This is a genomic window from Paenibacillus sp. FSL H7-0918 (assembly GCF_038007025.1).
Classification (GTDB): domain Bacteria; phylum Bacillota; class Bacilli; order Paenibacillales; family Paenibacillaceae; genus Paenibacillus_AQ; species Paenibacillus_AQ odorifer.
This window is the reverse complement of the sequence record NZ_JBBOWJ010000004.1, coordinates 95,322-117,567: the sequence shown is the minus strand read 5'-3', so window position 1 is coordinate 117,567 and position 22,246 is coordinate 95,322. Positions and strand designations below refer to the sequence as shown.

Sequence of the window (22,246 nt, the reverse complement as noted above, 5' to 3'; positions counted from 1 at the left end):
ATCAACGCTTCACTTCCTCCTGTACGGTACGCAAAAACCAGCTAATGATATTTAAAGGTAGTTCTGAAATACCATTTGCTGTTTTGGCTGTTACAATGTTTGTCCGCTATCTATGGTAATGATCTGTCCAGTCATTGCTTCCTGTTCTAGCGCAGCGCAGACGAACTGGGCGATATTCTCGGCGGTTGAAATATGCTGAAGCAGCAGATTAGGGGCTAGTTTATGCATTTGTTCTTCTCGTCCAGACCACCATCTAGTAGCAACGGCTCCCGGTGCTACACAGTTAACTCTAATATGGGGAGCCAGCGCGTGTGCCAGCGATTTGGTAAGACCGTGGACAGCCGCTTTGGAGACGGCATAAGGAAGGGATGAGCCTAAGCCTGTCTGTCCAGCGATGCTGCCGAGATTGAGTATGGCTCCTGAATTTTTTTGGTTCATATACGGTGCAACCGCTCTGGCGCAGAAAAACATTCCTTTCACATTTACATCATATAACTCATCCCATACTTCCTCTGTTGCCTTTTCCAGATCTCCGAGAGCAATATGTTTAGTTATACTGGCGTTATTCACTAGCAGATCTATTGTCCCGAAATGCTGAATAATCGAATCGACCATACTTCGCACTTCCTGATCTTTAGACACATTCGCTTGTATTGCTATAGCCTGCCCTCCTTGATTCAGAATCGTCTTTACGGTTTCATTGGCTTCATCCTCAGATCTAGAATAGTTCACTACGACGTGGGCTCCGCGTTTGGATAACTCCAAGCTTACAGCTTTGCCAATTCCAGTCCCTCCACCGGTTACTAATGCGACTTTATTGTTGAGATCCACCCTCAATCACTCCTTATGTTGGCGTATGTTGTTGTTATAAAGTATTCTATAGAGAAAAGTGGATTTCGTATAATTGAATATAATGAAGGTTTGGTTCAATTAATTTGAATTGAATAGGGGAGGGCCCTAGGATGGATCTAAAAACAATAAAAACCTTTCAAACGATCGTAACTTCCGGAAGCTTTAATCGCGCAGCAGAAGAATTGAACTATGCCCAATCTACAGTTACGATGCAGATGCAAAGGCTTGAATCTGATCTGGGATGTCAATTGCTTGAGCGGGGGAAGCAAATCAGCTTAACAGAAGCAGGCAGATTGTTTTATGAAGAGAGCCTACATATTGTTAAAGATATGGAACGACTAGAGAGCCGTTTGGCTGATTTAAAAATAGGGGAAGCTGGCAACGTGCGATTAGGGGTAACGGACCCTACGGCGAGCTATCGTTTGCCGCAGCTTTTAAGTAGGTTTATGGTGCAATTCCCTAAAGTGAAGATCTCCGTGGATATTGCGGGAACCGCCGCACTTAGTGAACTACTCCTGCGTGGTGAAATTGATTTGGCAGTGTGTTCGGCACCAGAGCTCGGTAAGGAGCTGTATTTTGAACCCTTATTTGCGGAGGAATTCTTGTTACTTTTGCCAGAAGAGCATCCGCTAGCATCCAAGGAACGTATCACCCCAGAGGATCTACAGAGTCATCGCTTACTGATTACGGCAGCGAATTGTCCTTATCGTAAAAAATTAGTAAGTGTGCTGCAGGAATCAGGCGGGCCGCCACTAGATACAATGGAGATTGGGAGCATGACAGCGCTGAAATATTTTGTGGGAAGTGGTTTAGGTGTGGCACTTGTTCCTGAGATTGTGCTGAATCCAGCCCCAGCAGGAACTATAGTACGGAAGCTGGAGGGGAAGGTTATTGATATGACCTGTGGGATCCTATGTAAACTTTCAGATTATCCGCTTAAGCAAGCGAGCTCCAGATTGTATCATTTTTTAAAACAGGAACTAACCGTGACAAGGATATTTTGAATTTTAAACGAATTGTTAAGAAATAGAAAAAATAGAAAGGGCGGTGTTTGATGTTTTTTAGGAGGAAATTCAGTTTCTGGCTTTCGATTATAAGTATCATCATCTGTCTGAGTGACTATCTGGGGGTGGGGATCGCGAATATTATTCTTGTACGTTTGAACCCTATTATAGATACACTGATCTTTACAGAACCTTTTGAAAGCTTCATGGTTGATGTAAACAATTCGAGATGGGGAACCACTAGTGCGTTAATCAGCGTCAGATTCCCAACGTATATTATTCATTTTGGAACGTTTTTGATTTTGGGTATTCTAATGGATTACCTTATTCGTATATTAAAACAGAAGTAGAAGTGTAGATGAGCCTAGAAGAGGAAAGGTGAGCTGAGATGAGCGGAGCAAAGGGAAAACTTGATTTGGAGAGAATTGTTTTTATTGGCAGAACCTATGAGGAATATATACGTATGTTTGATTTGCTGGAATCAGATCTTATCGGCCAGAGCATTCTGGATTGTCCTGCGGGTGCTTGCTCTTTTACAGCAATAGCGAATCGGTTGGGTGGTGAAGTAACGGCTGCTGATATTGCTTACTATTACTCTGAAGATGAGCTGGCAGACAAAGGGGCTCAAGATATTGCACATGCGATGTCCGGAATGGAAAAAGTACAGGATAATTTCGTTTGGAACTACTTTAAATCAATCGAGGGACTGACCGAAGCGAGGAACGCAGCGTTAACCGCCAGCACTAAGGATCGAAGACAAACCCCGCAGCGATATGTTCCTGTGATACTTCCGGATCTGCCATTTGCGGATGAAGCATTTGATCTGACATTATCTGCTCACTTTCTATTTATGTACAGCGATCGGCTGGACTATGAATTTCATTTAGAGACTGTTAAGGAACTCATGCGGGTGACGAGAGGCGAGCTTCGAATCTTTCCACTAGTCGACCTCTCTTGTAAAAGGTATGAGCATTTAGACCGCCTTATTGATGATTTGGTGAGGCAAGGGTTTACTGCAGAGGAACTAGAGGTTCCTTATGAATTTCAAAAAGGTGCAAAGCAGATGTTGAAGATTAGAAGAGCAGAATTGTTCCTCTGAAATATAAAAAACGAGGGTGCCTCAAGCCATGATGACTTTGGGAGCACCCTCGTTTTTGTATACATATCTATAAAGCTTACGCTACAGTTTCTTTCCGTTCTGCTACAAAACAAGCTATGCCTAATACCAGACCAAGGCCCACTAGAACCGCACCGACCCAAGGAAGCGAAGTGATCGCTAGATGAGAAATAACCCAACCGCCAATAAAGGCACCCGCTGCGTTACCGAGATTCCCGGCGGAGTGGCTGGTCGTTGAAGCAAGTGCAGGGGCTGCCTGAGCCAGACTCATAATCCGTATTTGCAGACCTGGCATGACGGCAAAGGACACCATACCCCAGAAAAATATTGTGATTACCGCAGCTATTGGGCTATGCATCGTGAAGGAAAAGATCGTTAGAATCATACTGACTGCAAAATAAAGTCCCACGATAGAAGGCATCAGCTTCCAATCCGCAAGCTTTCCGCCAACGATGTTCCCGATGGTCACCCCACAGCCGAATAAGACTAGAATCCAAGTCACACTATGTTCAGCAAAACCGGTCACTTCTTCAAGCAGTGGAGTAATATATGTGAACACGGTGAACAAGCTGGCGTTCCCTAACGCCCCGATCAATAAGAATAGCAGCAGCTTTGGATTAGCCAGAGCAGCAATCTGCTGGATAACACTCGCTGGTTTCTCTTGTTTAAGCTTTGGAATAAAAATGAGGATGCCGATCAGCGCGGCGACTCCCATGACAGCAATCGCTGCAAACGAGGCCCGCCAGCCCATACTTTGTCCAATAAATGTTCCTAGAGGAACTCCGACAATATTGGCTATCGTTAAACCTGCCATCATAATAGATACGGCTCCGGCCCGCTTATTGGGTTGTACAAGATTGGATGCAATGACTGCGCCAACCCCAAAAAAAGTACCATGAGTTAAAGCTGTAATTATACGAGCTACCATGAGAACGGTATAGTTTGGTGCAAACACAGAGATTCCGTTGCCCAGTATAAAAAGAATCATGAGAAGACATAACAGTTTCTTTTGCGGAATGCGCTGCGTGAGAATGGTCAGGATGGGTGCGCCAACGGCCACTCCAAGTGCGTACATTGTAATGAGTTGGCCAGCAGTCGAAATACTAACCTGTAAATCGTTGGCCACATTTGGTAAAATACCCATAATAACAAACTCAGTCATACCAATTGCAAAAGCGCCTACCGTAAGAGAGAGTATAGAGATGGGAAAGGGCTCTTTCCCTGCTCGCTCTTTGCGTGTTTGTGCCTTGTTGAGGTTTGGAATTGCATTCATGATGCCGATGTTCAACCTTTCTTCTGCCTGTAATGAAGCTCCACCTTGGTTAAGATGATAGATCCGACATGTAAGTATTGTTTTTCTATTATTTAGTTTTCTGAAAATATTTTCAAGATAAATATTTTTTCAGATAGTTTTCATTTTTATAGATCATTGAAGGGATGGTTATTTATGAATGATGAAGGCCAAGTCCAAGTGCTTGAATTGCCGGAAATGAAGCGAGAATTTAATAGCAGTTTGCAGAGTAATGATCGTGGATTGGTTATAGAAATCTATCAATTTGCGAACCCTTCCTGGCCCGATGAGACTGAATTGTTCCTTCCTTTGCGATGAGAAAAAATTATAAGCAGGCAGCTTTAATAGCGCTTCAGAACTTTGACCTGGATTGGACGCAGATTCGTTTTAACCAGCTATCGGATACCTGTACCTTTGTTATCGAAACTAATAAAGAGGGAACTTTTTTACTGCGCCTTCATTCGGGGAGATCTAAAGAGGAAATTAACTCCGAAATCGCGTGGCTGGAGCTTTTGAAGAGCAAAATTGATGTCCCCCTGCCAAAAGGTGTTCATGATCGCACGGGTGCTGTAACGTTCAGAGTGGAACAGGGAAATGGAGAAGGTGTTTATGCCTCTTTAATGCGCTGGGTTGAAGGGGAGCATGCGAATGAAAATCTTACCGAAGAACAAATTTACAAAGAAGGCGTTCTATTAGCCAAGCTACATAAGGCGGCACAGGAGCTGGAGTTACCCCCTGGCTTTAATCGTCCTGTTTGGGATGAACATAGCTTTCGAAAAGCAATGCTTCGTTTAAAGCTGCATTATCATTGTTTTCTTACGGATGATGAGTTTGTGCTGTATCAGTCGGCAGCTGAGAAATTATTCAACTGGTTAAGCAAGCAGCATAAAAATAAGAACAGAAGGTCTTATGGCGTTATTCATGGAGATTTACATCAAGGCAACATCATATTTAAAGAGGGTGAGCCTCGGCCGATTGATTTTGGGAGATGTGGTTGGGGGTATTATCTTTATGACGTGGCACATACCCTTCTTGGACTGTATCCATTGCAAAGAGAAGGGGTCATTAAGGGGTACGAAAGTATCGCCAAGCTTGACGGGGAGTGGGTTCAGACTTTAGAGAATTTTACGGTCATGGTTATGATCGAAAATTATTGCCATCACGCATCCGATCCGAGGGAAACCGAGGGTCTAAAAGCAGAACAGCCGTATGCGTTAGCGATCCTGAAAAATTATCTTAAGGGAGAACCCTTTCTTTTTAACAGGATTGAGATTTAACGTATAGAAATAGGGTCTCTTTGGGGAATTTATATAAAGTTCCCTAAGGAGGCTATTGTGATGAAAAAAAGCTGGATTGCTCCCCTTCTTGTCGCAGTGATGCTATTTCTGACGCCACAACCTTGCTCCGCAAATAGGTTAATTCAACCTCAATCTGTAACACCTTCCAGGTCTGATTCGGGACTTCAACTGCCAGATCAAGATTCTCGCGAACTTAAGTTTCAAGACATGCTGATGTTATTTCTTTTACCTCATATTGAGAAAAAGATTGCAGATATTTATTCGCCGCTTTTGCGAGAATCGCCAATGGTTTATCCTTACTTTGTGGATGTGACTGAGGTGAAGCGGCTCAATGGTTTCCGTGGGTTTGATTTCTTGATTACACTTAACGTATATCCTACAGTTGGTCCACATATTTCAGTTGGAGAAGATACCATGACTTTTAGGATCTCTCCTGGTCCTAAGGTGAAGCTTGAATCGTTCAAGCATCTAAAAGACCCCAAAAAGTCAGACTTCCCACCAAATTATCAGAACATCCTGAGATAGTGTAGTTTCAGTAAGGCGCGTGGGTGGAAGAGTAGATGTTAATATGTGCCGCGCGTTGAGTTATGAGGCGAGCTATTTTTACATGAGTAGGGAGTTCTGAGGTAATGGTGATGGGAGTTGTAGGGAAAGGAGTCTTTGGGAGAGGGTATATGAAAGGGGAGGAAGGTTGGGTTAGTGGCGTGATGAGGGTGTGTGAGGGGATGAAGGTTGGGTTAGTGGCATGATGAGGTGAGGGAGAGGGGAGGAAGGTTGGGTTAGTGGCATGATGAGGGTGTGCGTGAGGGGATAAAGATTGGGTTAGTGGGATGATGAGGGTGTGCGTGAGGGGATAAAGATTGGGTTAGTGGGATGATGAGGGTGTGTGAGGGGATGAAGGTTGGGTTAGTGGTATGATGAGGTGAGGGAGAGGGGAGGAAGGTTGGGTTAGTGGCATGATGAGGGTGTGCGTGAGGGGATAAAGATTGGGTTAGTGGCATGATGAGGGTGTGTGTGCGTGTGTCCGCGAGCGGGCAAACGGGATAGTTGCAGTTTATACACTTATTTGCAGGAGATAAGAAGCTTAGTCACTTTTAGTTGCATTTGGTGCAGTTAAAAGAAGTCTTTTCACACTAATTTGTTAATATCGTTGAATTTAGTTGCAGAGAATACACTTATTTCGCTCGGGCAGCACAATGTATTGTTTATAGTTGTATAAAGTGCAATTAACTCATAGATTCCCAAACGATTTTAAGCAAAATAAAAAAATCCATGGGTTAACGTTGCAATACCCAACTCATGCCCAGCTCACCGCACACACTCCGATCTTTGGGGTGTTTTTTTGTGGTTAGAAATGTGGTGGATTAATGGCGATTATGGTATTATGAAATTAGTGGATATATTGATTTAAGTTACTAAATTCAAATATGGAGGTGTGAGGGATTGGGTGATCATAAATTCGAAGGCGAACACAAGGGGAGCAGTATTAGCGAAATTAAAGATAAAGTCACTAGCGATAGCGCAAGTAACAACAAGGATAAAGTCAAAGTAGGTGTAGCCACTAAAGACGGGCAGTTGGGGTTTCTTTTTACAAGGGGAGGTCTTCGGGAAGGTGCAGGTAGAAAAAGCACTGGTGTAACTAAAAAGGTATCACTGACGTTATCTGAGGACATTTGGCAGGAGATAGAGCAGGCTTGCGCGGATCAGAACGCATCTCGCTCCCAAGTATTTCGGAACATCATTGAGGCGCATTTTGTAAAGGAATCTAAGGAGAGTTAGGTGAAGTCTTTGCTAATCCATGTATCAAAAGATTCTCTTAGTACCGCTTTACAGGCAGCATTAAAAGCCATATCCGCGAATTGCTCCTCACGTGTTCTATCAGGAATACTTATTCAAGCGCAAACTCAGGGTCTGATATTAACAGCCAGCAATATAAGGATGACCATTGAATATAAGCTCCCTGTGAAAATGGATTCGGTGGTTGTGCACAACACAGGTGAGATCGTCGTTCCGGCGCGTTATTTTTATGAGATCATTCGTAAGCTTGATCCTGGACTAATTAGGCTGGAAATCGAAGAGTCATTGATATTAAATATTCAATCAGGGAGCACTCAATTTCGTTTATGTGGAATGGATGTGGCAGAGTTTCCAAGAATCCAATACATAGATCATCCAAACATTCAAAGGTTAAGCATGAAGAACACTCTCCTGAAGCAAATATTTAAAAGAGTGGTTTTTGCGGTCTCTTCATCGGAAACCAGACCTGTGCTTACAGGAGTTTTGCTGCAAATAGAGAAGCATAATATTCGTGTAGTCGCCACTGATGGCATCCGCTTCGCCCAGCATGTTGTTGAAAGCGTAGAAGATTACGGGACAATTCCTTTAGATGTTGTAATCCCGGGCAGCACCCTGGAGGATCTTTTAAAAATATTAAACGATGATGCAGGCAGCAGCACCGATTTAGAAATAGGCCCCAAGCAGATCAGATTTATTTCTAATGGATTGAGGGTTCAGTCTGCTCTTCTAGAAGGAACTTATCCCTCTGTCAATAATTTAATCCCAAAAGCGTACCTCTCCGAAGTGATTGTTAAGAAAGACCGTTTATTACATGTGGTTGAACGTATTTCTATATTGGCTGGTGAGAGTGTTTTGCTCAGCGTACTTCCTTCTAACACGTTAAGTTTAGTGTCCAAGACTGCAGAAATTGGGGATGTAAAAGAAGAGATTCCTTTGGAGCATCTGGAAGGTGATCATTTTCGAGTAGCCTTTAACGGAAAATATTTCAGGGACATCCTTCGGGCGATCGATAGTGAGACGCTTAGAATCAGGTTCGCGGGAAAAGAAAGGCCGCTGGTGATCCTGCCTGTAGACGCATCTTCGTCCACACTTTTTTTAATTACTCCTGTGAGGACGCATGATTGAGGATTTGTTAAGTACAGTATTTGAGTAGGTTTGAGCGAATAGCTGCAACTGAGTCCGATAGTGTGATAAAACGAGCGAAATTATGGAAATAGCAACTGAGTCCGGACAGTTGCTAAAAAGAACATCGCCTGCCAAATTTGATCCTAGACGTGCTGCCCATTGCTTAAACTAGCTGTCTTGGGCTCAACTTATCTACTCCGTGCGGAATTAGCTATCTATAGCTCAACTTAACTACTTCGTGCGGAATTAGCTCCCTATAGCTCAACTTAACTACTTCGTGCGGAATTAGCTACCTATTACTCAACCTAGCCGTCTACGTCCCAAACTTAGCCGCCTACATCTCGAAACCAGCTACCTTTTGCTCGATTGAGATCGTAGCGGACCGTATTGCAGCTATTTCAGCACATTGGTTCATATTGCGAAGGTTTCGGACTGTATAGCTCTTATTGCCCCTGATTTGTGCAGAAAAGGAGTGCATTTGAGCGAATAGCTGCAACTGAGTCCGATAGTGTGGTAAAACGAGCGAAATCATGGAAATAAGGGCAACTGAGTCCCAAATAGCCAAAACCCATCTCAACTTCACAGCTTTCCCAGACGGGAATGAGGTATATTTGATCTGGGAGGGGATGGAATGCATAATGCAAAGACGGCCATATTTTATTTCTCAGGTACGGGCAATACGGAGATTATTGCTAAGCAATTTGCTGAAAGGCTAAGAAGTAAAGGGCAAGATGTAGATTTGTTTAGAGTGGAAGATGTTTTTAAAGGCACTCGTTCTGTAGAATATGAAGCCTATGATCTTATAGGTATTGGTCATCCGGTTCTAGGCTTTGGCGCTTCCGGTTTTGTTGAACGTTTTGCAGAAGGGCTACCTGATTGTAATGGAACCCCGGCATTTGTATTCAAAACGGCATCCTCTCCACACTATATCAATAACGGTGCTTCGAATACGGTGCTTCGTTCTTTGCGTGGGAAGGGATATAATCCCTTTCACAATTCGATTTTGGCGATGCCATGTAATTTTTATATTAAATATGATGACAGGTTGAATAAGCAGTTGTATCAAGCCGCACAGCGTAAGGTGGAATTGTTTGCAGAGGAAATCGTAAAGCGGACACCACGAAATCTGCCGATTCACCCTGTGTTGGAGCGGGTTCTGAGAACAGTATATTATTGTGAGGAGCACCAAGGGGGAAAATACTTCGCCAAAGGATTGCGTACAACGGACGCTTGCACACTATGCTTAAAATGTGTCAGAAACTGTCCAACATCCAATATTAGTAGCGGCGTAGAAAGAATTGTTTTCAGTCAAAATTGTTTATTATGTATGCGTTGTGTTTATTCTTGTCCTCAGAAGGCAATCCAAGCGACACGACTTAAGGCTAGCGTAGTAGATCCCTATACTGGAGGTCCGAAGCTTCATAAACTAATGAAGGATTCTGCGAATGATGGACGGTTTGTTACTCCCAAATCCAAGGGCTACTACAAGCATTTTATTAAGTATTTGGAGGAATGACATATGAATCTGTTTCGGATGGGATCGAAGCCACTGGGGATTGAGCGGATCACCACATTTTTGGAGGATAATTATGTGAGTATCGGCTACCCCGGAATAGGGGATCTGGAGAATCTAAGCACAGAGGAACTTCGTGATCGATTGATTGGCACATACCAATATAGTGAGTTGGAGCTTACGCAACATCTGCAAGCCCTTCAGCTATTTGTACATACGATGCAAGATGGAGATTATGTGCTGGTGGCCGATGGAGATTGGGTACATCTCGGGGACCTCGGAGATTATTTTTACAACGAGTTTACTGATAATGTTGACGAGGGTACATGCCATCGGCGTGGTGTGACGTGGTTGAAAAGTGTGCCGATTTCTGAACTAAACACAGGCGTGCGGGAGTTATTTAACCAAAGTGCACCGGTTGTACAATATAAGGGTCCCAAACCAAGTGCTCGCTTGGATCTGTGGATTACAGGTGTTTCTGCTAATGAACAAGAAGTGAATAGTCCGCTGGAATTGGATGAGGAGACACTCTCTAAGGCGCTTAATATTTTGAAAGATGCTTTGATTTGTGATGACTCCGAACGACGGGAACGAGCAGCGATAGCCATTTTACAATATGCGAAGTAGAGCCCCTCTTGTATATCGGGCGTACGGTTCATTATCTTCATGATGAGTTCCAATTAAAAAACGTTCCACCCGCTACTTGCCTCGGATGGAACGTTTTGCTGTATCTATAATCAGATGAATTCAACGAATTCGTTAACTGGCTTACGGTAGCCGCGGGGTCTGATTTTATGTTTTTTGTCTTTGCCGATCGTGATCAGCATAGCAGGTACCATATGATCCGGCAGATTCAAGGTGGATTGGATAGCATCAGCATCGAAGCCGATCATCGGGCAGGTATCCCAGCCTTTATCTTTGGCGATCAGCATAAAGTGCATGGCAGAGAGAGAGGCATTACGTATTGCTTCATCTCTTTGAAAAGCATCCTTATCAATGTAAGCATTGTTAATCATCTCTATTTGCTCATCATATTCCTCTTGTGACATCGCTCCTAAAGCTTTAAGCCCGCCATAGATTTCTGGAGCCTGCTGATAAGCATGCTTATCTCCTAGCACTACAATAACTGCTGAAGCAGTATGGATTTTATATTGGCCGTAAGCTGCTTCGCGAATTTCTTCTTTTAAGCTCTCGTTAGATATCACTTTGTAATTTGTATGCTGTAGATTATAGGCCGAGGGTGCCAATCTGGCATAAGAGAACATTTCCTCTAATTCATTCTGAGGGATGATAACCCCTTCCACAAAATTCATAGCGGATCTGCGTGACTGAATCAAGTCTGTAAAAGCGCTCATAAGTATTCCTCCGTTGTGTATGTATTCGGTTGTAAAATATCAACACCTGATATTTGTAAATGAACTAACTAAATGTTACTAACTCAAAATAACACAGCTTAAAAAATTCGTCAATGATAAAATTTATTGAAGTTAATCTTGAACACCCTGTTGTCAAAAAATAGGACATAAATTAGGATATTAGGATATGTAGAAACACAGTGGATGAAAGGGTGGATAAATTGATTAATAGTAGAGAACAATTGATGATAGATTTGCAAAGAATCGAAGAGAATGACTACGAGCTTAGAAGTGGAGAGGACATAAAGGATTATGTGAAGTTGATGCTTGAGCATATAGGAGATCCCGAGCCTGTACTGCGTGATGAATTGATTTATTCCACATTCTACAAATGGATTAATGAGAAACATTGGTTTAATGATGCGGAGCTTCGTGAACTGCTGTGGATACTTCTTGACGAGCAGCATCTTTTTTATCACATTGGGAATAAAGAAGATCTGACGGTGTATACAAGAACATTTTCTGTATTGGTTGTTGCTCTTATTCTCCAGAGGCATAGGGAAATGGCTATATTGGATAGCTCTGAATTTATAAAGGTGAAGCAGGGTTTGATTCGTTATTATGAGGAAGAACGGGACTTAAGAGGTTATATGGAAAAAGAAGGCTGGGCACACGCAGCAGCCCATGGCGCCGACGCCTTGGATGAGCTGGTTTTATGCTCGGAGAGTGATGCCGCGGTGCGGGAAGAGGTTCTGGCAGTTATTCAAAAGATGCTTTATAACGATCAATACATATTCAGGGACGAAGAAGATGAAAGGATTGCTACTATTATAGTTACAATCATCGATCATCATTTACTTCCACAGCAGTCTATAACCGATTGGATTCTCAACTTGGCGCAATGTGGCAGTTGGCCTAGAAGCCACAGCCAGTACGTTAATCGAATAAATACAAAGAACTTCCTGCGTTCTCTTTATTTCAGGTTACTTCTAACAGAGAAGAATATGGACATTGTGGATGTTTTATTGAAAACTGAGAAGAATTTGAATGAATTTGTACATTAATTCACTCAAACGGTTTTAATTAACACTAGTAATTTAAATAATTTATTATAATGTAATAAAAATCACAAATTTTTATGGAAATTCAAAAACTTTGTGACATTTATAACTTGATAAGTGCTATAATAGAAATATGGCGTTAAAAGTTCTTATGTTTTTCATTACTATTAAGCAGCAAAGCTTATTGCAGAGGAGATTTGGATATGTCAGAATCAATCACTCAAACACAACCTGAACAAGAATCACCAAAAGTAGCTGTTAGCAAGGAACAAATGGATGTTCTAGAACAGCTCTTGAAACCAGAAGTTCAGGAATCATTAACAGTCTTGGTGGAACAGCTGCCAAAATTAACTGAGCTTGTTGGCGTGCTTACAAAGTCCTATGACTTTGTGCAAACTGTCGCAGCGGATGATGTCTTGAAAAGTGATACGGTAAGTGCAATTAAAGAACTTGCTGAACCTGTAGTGCATTCCGCGAAGAATATGGCAGCTACAGTGATCGAAGCAAAAGATCGTGCGAATGAAAGTAACGAAGTTATTGGTCTTTTTGGTCTTATGAAGTTGTTGAAAGATCCACAAGCGCAAAAGCTTTTCCGTTTCGTAAATGCATACCTTCAAGTTGCTGGAGAACGCAGTAAGCAGAAATAATCATTTTCATATCTTATACGTAAGGGACGGAGGAAACATCATGTCTAAACATATTGTCATTCTAGGAGCAGGTTATGGTGGTCTACTAAGCGCCTTAACCGTACGCAAATATCTCAAAAAAGATGAAGCTAAAATTACTGTAGTTAATCAGTATCCTACACACCAAATCATTACAGAATTGCATCGTCTTGCAGCAGGTAATGTTGCAGAGGGTGCTGTAGCTATGCCTCTAACTAAGCTTTTCGCAGGGAAAGATATTGACCTGAAAATCGCGAAGGTTAATTCATTTTCTGTGGAGAACAAACAAATTGTTCTTTCTGATGGTGTGACACTTACTTATGATGCGCTTGTTGTAGGTCTTGGCAGCACTACAGCTTATTTTGGCATTCCAGGGCTTGAACAATACAGTATGGTATTGAAATCAGCTGCAGATGCTAACAAAATTCATCAACATATTGAAGATCGTATTCGTGAATATGCGAAATCGAAAAATGAAGCAGATGCAAACATCCTGATCGGTGGCGGCGGCTTAACAGGTGTTGAGCTTGTTGGTGAAATCGCGGATGTATTGCCTACACTTACTAAAAAATATGGCGTTGATCCTAAAGAAATTAAGCTAATGCTCGTTGAAGCAGGTCCTAAAATCCTTCCAGTATTGCCAGATGCATTAATCGAACGTGCTGTAGCAAGCTTGGAGAAACGTGGTGTTCAATTCCTGACAGGTCTTCCTGTTACGAATGTAGAAGGCAATGCGATTGACTTGAAAGACGGTCAAAAAATTATTGCTAACACATTTGTATGGACTGGTGGCGTACAAGGAAATCCACTCATCGGCGAATCGGGTCTTGAAGTTAACCGAGGTCGTGCAACGGTGAATGAATTCTTGCAATCCACTTCCCACAAAGATGTATTCGTTGCTGGTGACAGCGCGGTGGTCTTTGCAGAAGATGGACGTCCTTACCCTCCAACTGCGCAAATTGCTTGGCAAATGGGTGAATTGATCGGATACAATCTGTATGCCTTCTTGAAAAATAAATCGTTTGAAAGCTTTAGCCCAATCAACTCTGGTACACTTGCTAGCTTAGGCCGTAAAGACGGTGTTGCCATCGTTGGTGCAAGTTCTACTCCGTTAAAAGGCTTGCCTGCAACTCTAATGAAGGAAGCAAGTAATATCCGTTACTTGTCCCACATTAAAGGATTGTTCAGCCTAGCTTACTAATATAGTTTAACCCTAAACCCTGCTCAAATCTGAGCGGGGTTTTTGTTATTGTTTTTTTAGTGAAATGTTTGCATTATTGATGTTTCACAGTAGGCTGTATTCATTGTATTTGATATAATAGATTGGGTTATATTAACAGAGGTAGTTAGAGGAGGATTTCATTTATGATATTCCAACAAAACGATGTCATTCTGTTTCAAGGGGACAGCATAACAGACTGGGGGCGTAATCATGAAGACGCTTCATCACTTGGAGTAGGTTATGCAATGATGGTCGCCGCTCGTCTGGGGTATTTATATCCAGAGAAGAATCTTACTTTTATTAACCGTGGTATTGGTGGCAACCGTATTGTTGATTTACAGGGACGTTGGGATCAGGATTGTCTGGATTTGAAGCCGACTTGGGTGTCCATTTATATTGGAATTAATGACACTTGGCGGCGTTTTGATTCTGGTGAAGAAACCACTCCCGAGCAGTTTGAAGCTTCATATCGGGACCTGATCGAACGCACTCAGAAATCTTTAGATGCTAAATTAGTGCTTATAGAGCCTTTTGTTTTGCCTGTACCGGAAGATCGTAGAACTTGGCGTCAGGATCTTGATCCTAAAATTCATATTGTCCGCGAGCTGGCACGTGAATATGGGGCGCCGCTGGTTCCGCTAGATGGACTTTTTGCAGCGGCTTCCGTAAAAGCAGAACCGGCTTACTGGGCATATGATGGAGTACATCCTACTCCTGCAGGTCATGCACTTATTGCGGATGCTTGGCTCAAAACGATGGGAGCAATCTAATCAATTGCCATTCTAAGACTAGAACCACGCTTTAATAAGCAGGTTGTAGTCTTTTTTTAATCGCGTGTTCATAAAGTCGTTTTTATATATTTATAGACACTGTTATAATTGGAATATGCTTATGTATTGGAGGCGATTCGCATTAGGCGGTTAATATGGATAGCACCTTTGTTATTGGTCGTAGTGTTAAGCGGATGTAAAAGTGATTTGGGCTTCATCAATGCCAGATGGATCGAAGGCGTGTCGTTGACACCCGTGGCAACGAGTGATCAGAAACAAGCGGATCGTCCTTTGCACTCAGAGAGCTTAACGCTAAAGGATTCTGTTTTGATCAAGACGCTTGCGGAGGCTATGAACAAGAGTAAGAAATTTTCTGATGATCTGGATTGGGGTCCGGAATTTGAAATGAAGCTTGTTTATGGGGACGGCTATTCGGAGGATTATTACATAGCGCTTGGAGATCAACTTGGACATGAAGGGATGTTTACTACAGCAGAGAACAGCAGTCAGGGCTACACAATTCCTGTAAAAAACTCTGACCAGTTAAGAAAGCTCATTTATGGAACAATCGATACGGAGAACATTGAACAGGCAGACCCTGTGGAGACTTCTGTCGAGGTAACAGGTCCAGTAACCCTATCACATAATGAACTGTCTCCGGTCACAGGGAGAGCGGGATTTTTAAATCTGCAACTGCTAGAGGGGACATATAGCGAAGATTGGACTACACCGAGTCCGTTAGCGGGAAGAAACTGGAGTGGCCGATTTAGGCTAGTAGTGACTGATAAGCATGGAAAAACACTGAGTAGCTATCCGTTAAATGATCAATTTGCCCAGACCTTTAATGATTTTTTCCAGCTTCAGTTTGAGGATTATAATGGAGATGGTGATCCCGATTTTACGATCGGACAATATGGAACGAGTAACGGTTATTTCTACAAGCTTTTTACACTCAGAAGAAATAACGTGATAGAAGAACTGCCTATTAAACCTGAAAACCAGCTGTTTATCAGCAGTCCTGAGCGGTATTCCATAAAACTGGATAAAGTTGATGAGCATAGCTTCAAGAGAAGTTACTACGATAACGCAGCAGGCAAACAAGTGGAAGATACTTTTCAGTGGGTAGGGAGTGCATTTCAGAGGCTGGACAAATGATTAATTCATGAAGTGAGAGGAATGTGTGTTGGATGACAAGTGATACGGTACAAGATTTAGAAGGGTTAAAAGCTATTGGAAAAGTGGTGGGCCACACCATCGCCGAGATGAAAAAGAAAGTAACCCCTGGGATGACGACTGCGGAGTTAGATCTTATTGGAGCTGAGATTCTGGAAAGCTTCGGAGCATCCTCAGCCCCGAAGATAACTTATAATTTCCCGGGCAGCACCTGCATCAGTGTGAACGAAGAGGTTGCTCATGGTATTCCGGGTCCGAGAGTGATTAATGCTGGCGATTTGATCAACATTGATGTCTCTGCTGAGCTGAATGGGTATTATGGGGATGCTGGCGTTTCTTTTCAACTGCCGCCCTATAACGATGATATTCTGCGTTTATGCCGGAGTACAGAGGAAACCATGATGAGTGTGATCAATCATCTGCGGGCAGGAATGAAGGTTAACGAGATCGGCAGAATGATGGAACTTGAAGCTCGCAAACGCGGTTATAGAGTGGTGCGTAATCTGTGCAGCCATGGAATTGGCAAATCACTGCATGAGAAGCCTTTTGAAATTCTACCCTTCTATAATCCAAGAGTGACCACGGTGCTAAAGGAAGGACAAGTAATTACAATAGAGCCCTTCCTCTCGACTGGAGCGGACTATGTGGAGCAGCAATCGGATGGCTGGACGCTGAGTGTTGTAGATAACGGTCGAGTAGCGCAGTTTGAACATACGATTATCGTGACTAAAGGTGAGCCTGTTATTCTGACTAGTGTGTAAGCTCGAATAGCGACTTAAAGGGGTGGAGGATGGAGGGGGATATGAGCAAAAGCCCTTACCCGGACCCTCCGTTCCTTCCATGTCGTTAGCGAAGTTGTTATTAGCCGTGATAAGTGGCAATGCGGTAAATACTTTAAAGAGACCTGTCTATTTGACAAGTCTCTTTTTTTCTAGGATGAGGCGTTACGCTTATATCCTATATTTGGCATAAGTTATCGATGTTTTTTTCAATGGAATGATAAAACAGGTCTTCCGCATGAAGGACATAGGCCATGTATTCTTCCATCTGGTCAGTAAGTGTAAATTCATTCATGATATACTGCCTGGTCATAACATTCCTTAAAAGTTCCCATTGTTCGATGCTTTGCCGAGCATAATGAATGACATCGCTGAGAGCATTAGGATTCGCTAAGGAATTCAGCAGCAACAGCAATACTTTTTTTCTATCTGAATGACGGGTGAGCGTCGTCCGGGTTAAAGAGTAAAGGTCATGGGGGCGGTTTGAAATCTTTGTATTGAGGATGAAGCGTCCACTTGCAAACAGATTGTTCAGTTCCTGGATAGCTGATCGTCCGATATATTCAAGGCGCCCTTCGGTACAAGAGGGCGGCTTATAATAATTCGATAGCGCGGTTCTTAAAATGAGCGAGGCTCGGGCTGGCAATTCAGCAAGCTCATCTTGATTAGGATGCACTGTGAAACAGGAAAACTGCCGATTGTAGGCATCTATAAACGAAGTTTTGGCATCTTGACCGATATTTTTGTTATGCGGATAAGGCTTGAAATACTCTTTGTTGTAATTTATATAATTGTCCAAGAAATAAAAATCAGTTGCCGTCTGCCCTAGGATCAAAAATATATGCCCATCCACAATATGATCTGTTTCCAGAGCCGGGTTTAATTCAAATGTTCTATAAAAGGGGACTCGTTTCATTAACGTATTGACAAATACGACTTCGTTATTTGCTAACAGTGTCTCTATCGTCTGGATGGCTGCCTCTGCATTGTTGCTAAAAGTATGTTTATTAGCGACTGTTATATAATCCTCGGGATCTTTGATCTCGTTCAAGCTTAATTCAAACTGGTCACTGTCAGTATGGGTAACTAATTTCAGATTAAAATCATCTAAAAACATCTTGTACAATACGCTAGAGTCATTGACATACCTTTTTAGCATGAAAAAAATATTACGGGTATAGCAGTTTCCCAGTGACTGTACCTCTGCAATAGGCTCCCCTGCAGAATTATAGTAATATTCCATTTCTAACGTCTGCAACGTCTGCATAATTGTCCCTCCAACTGCTGCTAATTCTCCAATTCATCCCTTGGAGCCGAGTGCGCTTATTATTTCGCCCAATAATTTGGCTTCGTCTGTTTGTATGGTCAACAGAGAATGTTTGAGTGCGTCTAGCACCTTGGGGTCCATGGACAGATTATACCGAAGCACCATATTTCTGTTCAGAAGAGAACGTTCTTCAAGCTCAGTACAACGTTCAATCCATCGGTTGCATTGCATCAGGAGTTCTATTTGTTGGAGATATTTAAGTCTTAAAACCATAAGCTTCTTATGCTCCCACAGCAAATGATAAGCTCTAATGTCAAGCTCAGGGTCATCCTCTTTAGGGTGCTCCATTTGATAAATGAGGTGTTGGTACACACTTTGTCCATAAATGCTGGTAGTGGTATGGTTAATAAAATCAAATGTGCGCTTGGAGGATAGATATCGCTGCAAGCTGTCGACAATCTGTTCGACGTTTAAATCAAATTCTGCATCGATTTTGCTAAGCAAAGTTACACGCGTAATAAAATTTTCTTCTCTGCACAGATAGTCAAAGGCAGATTCCAGTTCGGAAAAGGTGCATTGAGCGGTCATAAATTTACCGCCCGTAATATTGTCCCGAATGCAGACTGTTTGGCGATCAAGATCGTAGCCGTAAATTAATGTCTCGTGAAAACGGTGCTCTTGGCCGAACTCCTGATATGCAGATATAAAGTACCGGTCGAGATGGCACCATACATAGCAATCGCCGTTGATAGAGTCTACAACGAAATCCGTAAAGGAAGACCACTTGGAAATGATGGTTCTAGGCAATATGAACTTATTGAGAAATGGGCAATAATCAACAAGAAGCTCATGATTGTCAAAAAAGTAAGTTTCCCAATCCGTTACATATCTCAGCTGAATGAAGTTGGAATAAACCCAGGGCCATATGCGGTTATCCGAAGAAATAATAGAAAACAAAGTCCCATAAGTGTTGGAAGTATTTATTAGTGGATCGGAAACGGGTAAAGTAATTTTACTCAATTTACACCTCCATATTCCCATTATATTTAAATAAAAATGAAATAAATGACATTATTATACTATAATAATTGTTCATTCCAATTATGTGATGATAATCATATTATGATAATAAAGGGAAGTGGTAATCTGGCGAAGAATAGTACTTTTGGAAACATTTTGGCATACGTTTCTCTGGTGAAAAAGCTGCAGAATGTGATGGGGGGAGCGATATATTGCGAATAGTGGTTTGTTTAAAGTTTATTGCACACGTGAACAAATACAATGTGCGTGGCATTGATGATGGCCGTAAGATCTCGGCCTCACCGCCACCGAAGGCAACCTTTGAGCTAAACTATCCGGACCGGCAAGCCATCCATGTGGCATTGGAGCTGAAGAATAGCTGTAATGCTAATGTAACTCTTATTTCCATGGCCCCTCCCGGTTGTAAAACGGTTCTACAGGAGTTCATGGGTTATGGGATCGATGAGGCTGTCCTGCTCAGCGACGCTTCTTTTGCCGGTTCGGATACATTGGCGACATCGCTGGTACTGGCTCGTGCTGTTGAGAAGCTTGGTGGATGTGATCTGGTTCTGACCGGCAGCCATTCAACCGACAGTGATACCGGTCAGGTAGGTCCGGGAATCGGTGAGTATCTAGATATCCCCCACGCGATAAATGTAACACGGTTTGAGGATATTTCGACTGATGAGGTATTGTTCCACCGCCAGCATGACGAAGGGGTAACAACCAGACAGTCTTGCCGGCTTCCGGCAGTATTGAGTATTGGTGGAATGACAGCCGTCTCTGAGTTGAAACCGCTAACAATTGCTGCCAAATTGCATGCCAGAACCAAGGATATTCTGGTATGGTCGTGTCATGACCTTGGCCTTGACCCACAGACGGTTGGTTTGGCAGGCTCGGCTACTGAAGTAGTTTCAGTGTACGAACAGCACTCCGAAAGAAAGGGGATTTTGCTAGAAAGCGATGAATATCTACGGGTATTGGAGCCGATAATCAGCAAAATCAGCGAGGTTAGAAGTGGATGATTAGGATTGATCAGGAACAATGCACATATTGCCTCCTGTGTTTAAAACGCTGTCCCGCGGCTGCAATCAAAGATGAGGATGAGGGCTTGCGTATCGACGTTGCGGCATGTACTTATTGCTCAGTCTGCACGTCTTGCTGTCCTAACCAAGCCATTATAATGAAAGACAGGGTACAGGAGACCAGACAACCGTACCCTGAGCATGAAGGTATTTGCCTTGTTGTGGAACATGCTGAAGGCGCGCTCTCTTCATATTTTCCGGAACTGGTTAGCGCAGCAAAACAGCTGCAGGCTATGAGAGCCCAGCGCATTTGTGCTTTGGTGGTCGGAGAGCGTATAGAAGACCTAGCCCAGCGTCTGCTTCAATGGGGAGTAAATGAAGTGTGGATGGTGAACAAACCGGGCATACAGCGTTACGCCGAAGATATTCATTATAATTTGATTTCTGCGGTGCTCCGGGATCAAAGACCGTCTGTCGTGCTAGGTATGGCTACCGCATGGGGGAGGTCTATTTTCCCCAGAGTTGCAGTCCGCCTGCGGACGGGGCTATGCGCCGATTGCATCGATTTGAAGATGGGACCGGATCATGGGGATTTTATTATTACCAGACCGACGCAAATGGGCGAGCAATTCGCTGAGATAAAAATACCGGCAAGACGGCCGCAAATGGCAACTGTAAAAACCAATTTTTATTCCGCTGCTGAGACCGCACACGTCGTGCAGGGCAAGATTGTTGATCTAAGCTCCCAGTATTCTTGCTCTTCCTCAGTCCTGCAGTTTATGGGAGTAATTGAAGAAGCCGCGGGCAAGGAGAACATCGAGACTACAGAAATTATTGTTGCTGCCGGGAGAGGCATTCAAAACGCAGACAATCTTCGTTTAATCTATGCGCTCGCCGATGCGCTTGGGGGGAAAGTAGCGGTTACCAGACCGCTTGTAGAATGTGGATGGATGGATAGTATGCATCAAGTCGGACTGACAGGTAAAATGGTCAAGCCCAAACTGTACATTGCCTGCGGAGTGTCTGGGGCAGTGCAGCATAAGGTTGGGATGCATCATTCGGAGACGATAATTGCAATAAATACGGATCGCAATGCACCTATCTTTGATTACTCCACATATGGGATCGTAGGCGATCTTTTTACAGTCATACCTGAAATATTGTCGGCATTGAACACAGTACAGGAGGTTGGGCGATGATTGAGAAGGAGCTATTAAGACAACAAACGCTGCATACGATTGGCGTCATGCTCGATGAGCACTTGCTTCAGAAGGAGGATATGTTCAGGTTTCAAAGTGATGTCCACGACACATATTCTCCGGAATACATCCGGAGCGAGATGGAGAATTGGTACAGAACATTAGGAATCGAATATATCATCCAGCGAAAATTTTCACTTCGGATGCCGCAGTTTACGAGAGAAGAATTAGAAGAAGCGGACCGAAGAAACGAGATCATTTTATGTGTTCCCCAAGGCGTCAGTCGCAAGCAATTAGGCTGCTTGTTTAATATCCGCAATTGGGCGCTGGAGAGTGAACTGGTCGCAGCAACTCCGGAAATTGAGGATTTCTGGTTCACCGTTCCGCGGACAACCGAACCGGATATGCTGGATCGGACGGCTGTGGAAATACAGCGTACATACAAGAAAACCGGAAAATTGGGAATGAGTCTGGAGCGGTATCTGGTATTTGTCGCCCGCATGAGGCATCTGACAGGACAAACACCGGATATAAGGACAAAGATGTGGATTACCAACGGCAAATATGAAGGAAAGGCGATGCTTGTGGTTGGTTTCGACTCGGCTGGCGAGTTTACAGCACATGGCTGGATGCCGAATTTCCACTCGCCTATGGTGGGCGGACGTTATACCTGGATACCTGACCATATATAAACAGTAAGGAGACGGTTATTT

Annotated in this window: 24 protein-coding genes and 1 pseudogene; 20 read left to right on the top strand and 5 right to left on the bottom strand. The window is 43.1% G+C overall.

Features of this window, described 5'->3' with window-relative positions:
* Nucleotides 1–90: 90 nt before the first annotated feature.
* A complete protein-coding gene (locus MHI15_RS25540) occupies nt 91–831 on the bottom strand; it encodes an SDR family NAD(P)-dependent oxidoreductase (protein ID WP_076129915.1) in 741 nt (246 codons plus the stop codon).
* 131 nt (nt 832–962) lie between these two features.
* On the opposite strand from MHI15_RS25540, the gene MHI15_RS25535 reads away from it, so the two are divergent.
* The 3 genes from MHI15_RS25535 to MHI15_RS25525 are packed head-to-tail and all read left to right on the top strand — an operon-like array spanning nt 963 to nt 2,955.
* The gene (locus tag MHI15_RS25535) at nt 963–1,856 is read left to right on the top strand and encodes a LysR family transcriptional regulator (protein ID WP_076189784.1); all 894 of its coding nucleotides are present in this window, start codon (nt 963–965) and stop codon (nt 1,854–1,856) included.
* Between the two features lie 50 nt (nt 1,857–1,906).
* Nucleotides 1,907–2,206 carry a hypothetical protein gene (locus tag MHI15_RS25530; RefSeq protein WP_076189785.1) on the top strand — a complete coding sequence of 100 codons (300 nt, stop codon included), beginning with the start codon at nt 1,907–1,909 and terminating at the stop codon, nt 2,204–2,206.
* A 38-nt stretch (nt 2,207–2,244) separates the two neighbouring features.
* Nucleotides 2,245–2,955: an SAM-dependent methyltransferase gene (locus MHI15_RS25525; protein WP_076189786.1), complete on the top strand. Its 711-nt coding sequence runs from the start codon at nt 2,245–2,247 to the stop codon at nt 2,953–2,955.
* Nucleotides 2,956–3,031: 76 nt separating this feature from the next.
* Here MHI15_RS25525 and MHI15_RS25520 read toward each other — a convergent pair whose 3' ends face one another.
* The gene (locus MHI15_RS25520) at nt 3,032–4,246 is read right to left on the bottom strand and encodes an MFS transporter (RefSeq protein WP_076190144.1); all 1,215 of its coding nucleotides are present in this window, start codon (nt 4,244–4,246) and stop codon (nt 3,032–3,034) included.
* A 174-nt stretch (nt 4,247–4,420) separates the two neighbouring features.
* Here MHI15_RS25520 and MHI15_RS25515 point away from each other — a divergent pair, with 174 nt between their 5' ends.
* The 7 genes from MHI15_RS25515 to MHI15_RS25485 all read left to right on the top strand — a co-directional run bounded on the left by MHI15_RS25515 (nt 4,421) and on the right by MHI15_RS25485 (nt 10,624).
* Nucleotides 4,421–4,582, top strand: coding sequence for a hypothetical protein (locus MHI15_RS25515; protein ID WP_175618940.1), 162 nt, complete (start codon nt 4,421–4,423; stop codon nt 4,580–4,582).
* On the top strand, nt 4,579–5,541 hold the full coding sequence (locus MHI15_RS25510; protein WP_076189787.1) for a phosphotransferase enzyme family protein: 963 nt from the start codon (nt 4,579–4,581) through the stop codon (nt 5,539–5,541). Before MHI15_RS25515 ends, MHI15_RS25510 begins: the two co-directional genes overlap by 4 nt.
* 60 nt (nt 5,542–5,601) lie before the next feature.
* Nucleotides 5,602–6,087: a DUF3888 domain-containing protein gene (locus MHI15_RS25505; RefSeq protein WP_076189788.1), complete on the top strand. Its 486-nt coding sequence runs from the start codon at nt 5,602–5,604 to the stop codon at nt 6,085–6,087.
* 918 nt (nt 6,088–7,005) lie between these two features.
* Nucleotides 7,006–7,341 carry a hypothetical protein gene (locus tag MHI15_RS25500; protein WP_256715846.1) on the top strand — a complete coding sequence of 112 codons (336 nt, stop codon included), beginning with the start codon at nt 7,006–7,008 and terminating at the stop codon, nt 7,339–7,341.
* The gene (gene dnaN, locus MHI15_RS25495; RefSeq protein ID WP_076189789.1) at nt 7,342–8,484 is read left to right on the top strand and encodes a DNA polymerase III subunit beta; all 1,143 of its coding nucleotides are present in this window, start codon (nt 7,342–7,344) and stop codon (nt 8,482–8,484) included.
* Nucleotides 8,485–9,115: 631 nt separating this feature from the next.
* Nucleotides 9,116–10,000, top strand: coding sequence for an EFR1 family ferrodoxin (locus tag MHI15_RS25490; RefSeq protein ID WP_076189790.1), 885 nt, complete (start codon nt 9,116–9,118; stop codon nt 9,998–10,000).
* Nucleotides 10,001–10,003: 3 nt separating this feature from the next.
* The gene (locus MHI15_RS25485; RefSeq protein ID WP_076189791.1) at nt 10,004–10,624 is read left to right on the top strand and encodes a hypothetical protein; all 621 of its coding nucleotides are present in this window, start codon (nt 10,004–10,006) and stop codon (nt 10,622–10,624) included.
* A gap of 110 nt (nt 10,625–10,734) precedes the next feature.
* On the opposite strand, the gene MHI15_RS25480 is transcribed toward MHI15_RS25485, so the two are convergent.
* Complete coding sequence (locus tag MHI15_RS25480; RefSeq protein ID WP_076189792.1) at nt 10,735–11,352, bottom strand: nitroreductase family protein; 618 nt, start codon at nt 11,350–11,352, stop codon at nt 10,735–10,737.
* A gap of 221 nt (nt 11,353–11,573) precedes the next feature.
* Here MHI15_RS25480 and MHI15_RS25475 point away from each other — a divergent pair, with 221 nt between their 5' ends.
* The 6 genes from MHI15_RS25475 (at nt 11,574) to map (ending at nt 17,004) form a co-directional block, all read left to right on the top strand.
* Nucleotides 11,574–12,416 (top strand): DUF2785 domain-containing protein, encoded by an 843-nt coding sequence (locus MHI15_RS25475; RefSeq protein WP_076190145.1) that lies wholly within the window; start codon nt 11,574–11,576, stop codon nt 12,414–12,416.
* A 200-nt stretch (nt 12,417–12,616) separates the two neighbouring features.
* Nucleotides 12,617–13,060, top strand: a complete 444-nt coding sequence (locus MHI15_RS25470) for a DUF1641 domain-containing protein (RefSeq protein ID WP_036685888.1) — start codon at nt 12,617–12,619, stop codon at nt 13,058–13,060.
* A 40-nt stretch (nt 13,061–13,100) separates the two neighbouring features.
* A complete protein-coding gene (locus MHI15_RS25465) occupies nt 13,101–14,279 on the top strand; it encodes an NAD(P)/FAD-dependent oxidoreductase (RefSeq protein WP_076189793.1) in 1,179 nt (392 codons plus the stop codon).
* Between the two features lie 164 nt (nt 14,280–14,443).
* Nucleotides 14,444–15,070, top strand: a complete 627-nt coding sequence (locus MHI15_RS25460) for an SGNH/GDSL hydrolase family protein (protein WP_341165027.1) — start codon at nt 14,444–14,446, stop codon at nt 15,068–15,070.
* Between the two features lie 168 nt (nt 15,071–15,238).
* A complete protein-coding gene (locus tag MHI15_RS25455; RefSeq protein ID WP_341165026.1) occupies nt 15,239–16,225 on the top strand; it encodes a hypothetical protein in 987 nt (328 codons plus the stop codon).
* Between the two features lie 32 nt (nt 16,226–16,257).
* Complete coding sequence (gene map, locus MHI15_RS25450) at nt 16,258–17,004, top strand: type I methionyl aminopeptidase (protein ID WP_036685897.1); 747 nt, start codon at nt 16,258–16,260, stop codon at nt 17,002–17,004.
* Between the two features lie 196 nt (nt 17,005–17,200).
* Here map and MHI15_RS25445 read toward each other — a convergent pair whose 3' ends face one another.
* Entirely contained in the window at nt 17,201–18,289 is a 1,089-nt protein-coding gene (locus tag MHI15_RS25445) for a hypothetical protein (RefSeq protein ID WP_076183209.1), read from the bottom strand.
* 33 nt (nt 18,290–18,322) lie between these two features.
* Nucleotides 18,323–19,309: a hypothetical protein gene (locus MHI15_RS25440; RefSeq protein ID WP_076183212.1), complete on the bottom strand. Its 987-nt coding sequence runs from the start codon at nt 19,307–19,309 to the stop codon at nt 18,323–18,325.
* Nucleotides 19,310–19,557: 248 nt separating this feature from the next.
* Here MHI15_RS25440 and MHI15_RS25435 point away from each other — a divergent pair, with 248 nt between their 5' ends.
* The 4 genes and pseudogenes from MHI15_RS25435 to MHI15_RS25425 all read left to right on the top strand — a co-directional run bounded on the left by MHI15_RS25435 (nt 19,558) and on the right by MHI15_RS25425 (nt 22,225).
* Nucleotides 19,558–20,334 (top strand): electron transfer flavoprotein subunit beta/FixA family protein, encoded by a 777-nt coding sequence (locus tag MHI15_RS25435; protein ID WP_341165025.1) that lies wholly within the window; start codon nt 19,558–19,560, stop codon nt 20,332–20,334.
* A pseudogene (locus MHI15_RS30810) lies at nt 20,331–20,417 on the top strand (4Fe-4S binding protein); the annotation flags it as partial. The gene MHI15_RS25435 and the pseudogene MHI15_RS30810, both read left to right, overlap by 4 nt.
* A gap of 3 nt (nt 20,418–20,420) precedes the next feature.
* Nucleotides 20,421–21,533, top strand: a complete 1,113-nt coding sequence (locus tag MHI15_RS25430; RefSeq protein ID WP_438357257.1) for an FAD-binding protein — start codon at nt 20,421–20,423, stop codon at nt 21,531–21,533.
* Nucleotides 21,530–22,225 carry a hypothetical protein gene (locus MHI15_RS25425; RefSeq protein ID WP_036685905.1) on the top strand — a complete coding sequence of 232 codons (696 nt, stop codon included), beginning with the start codon at nt 21,530–21,532 and terminating at the stop codon, nt 22,223–22,225. Before MHI15_RS25430 ends, MHI15_RS25425 begins: the two co-directional genes overlap by 4 nt.
* Nucleotides 22,226–22,246: the final 21 nt, after the last annotated feature.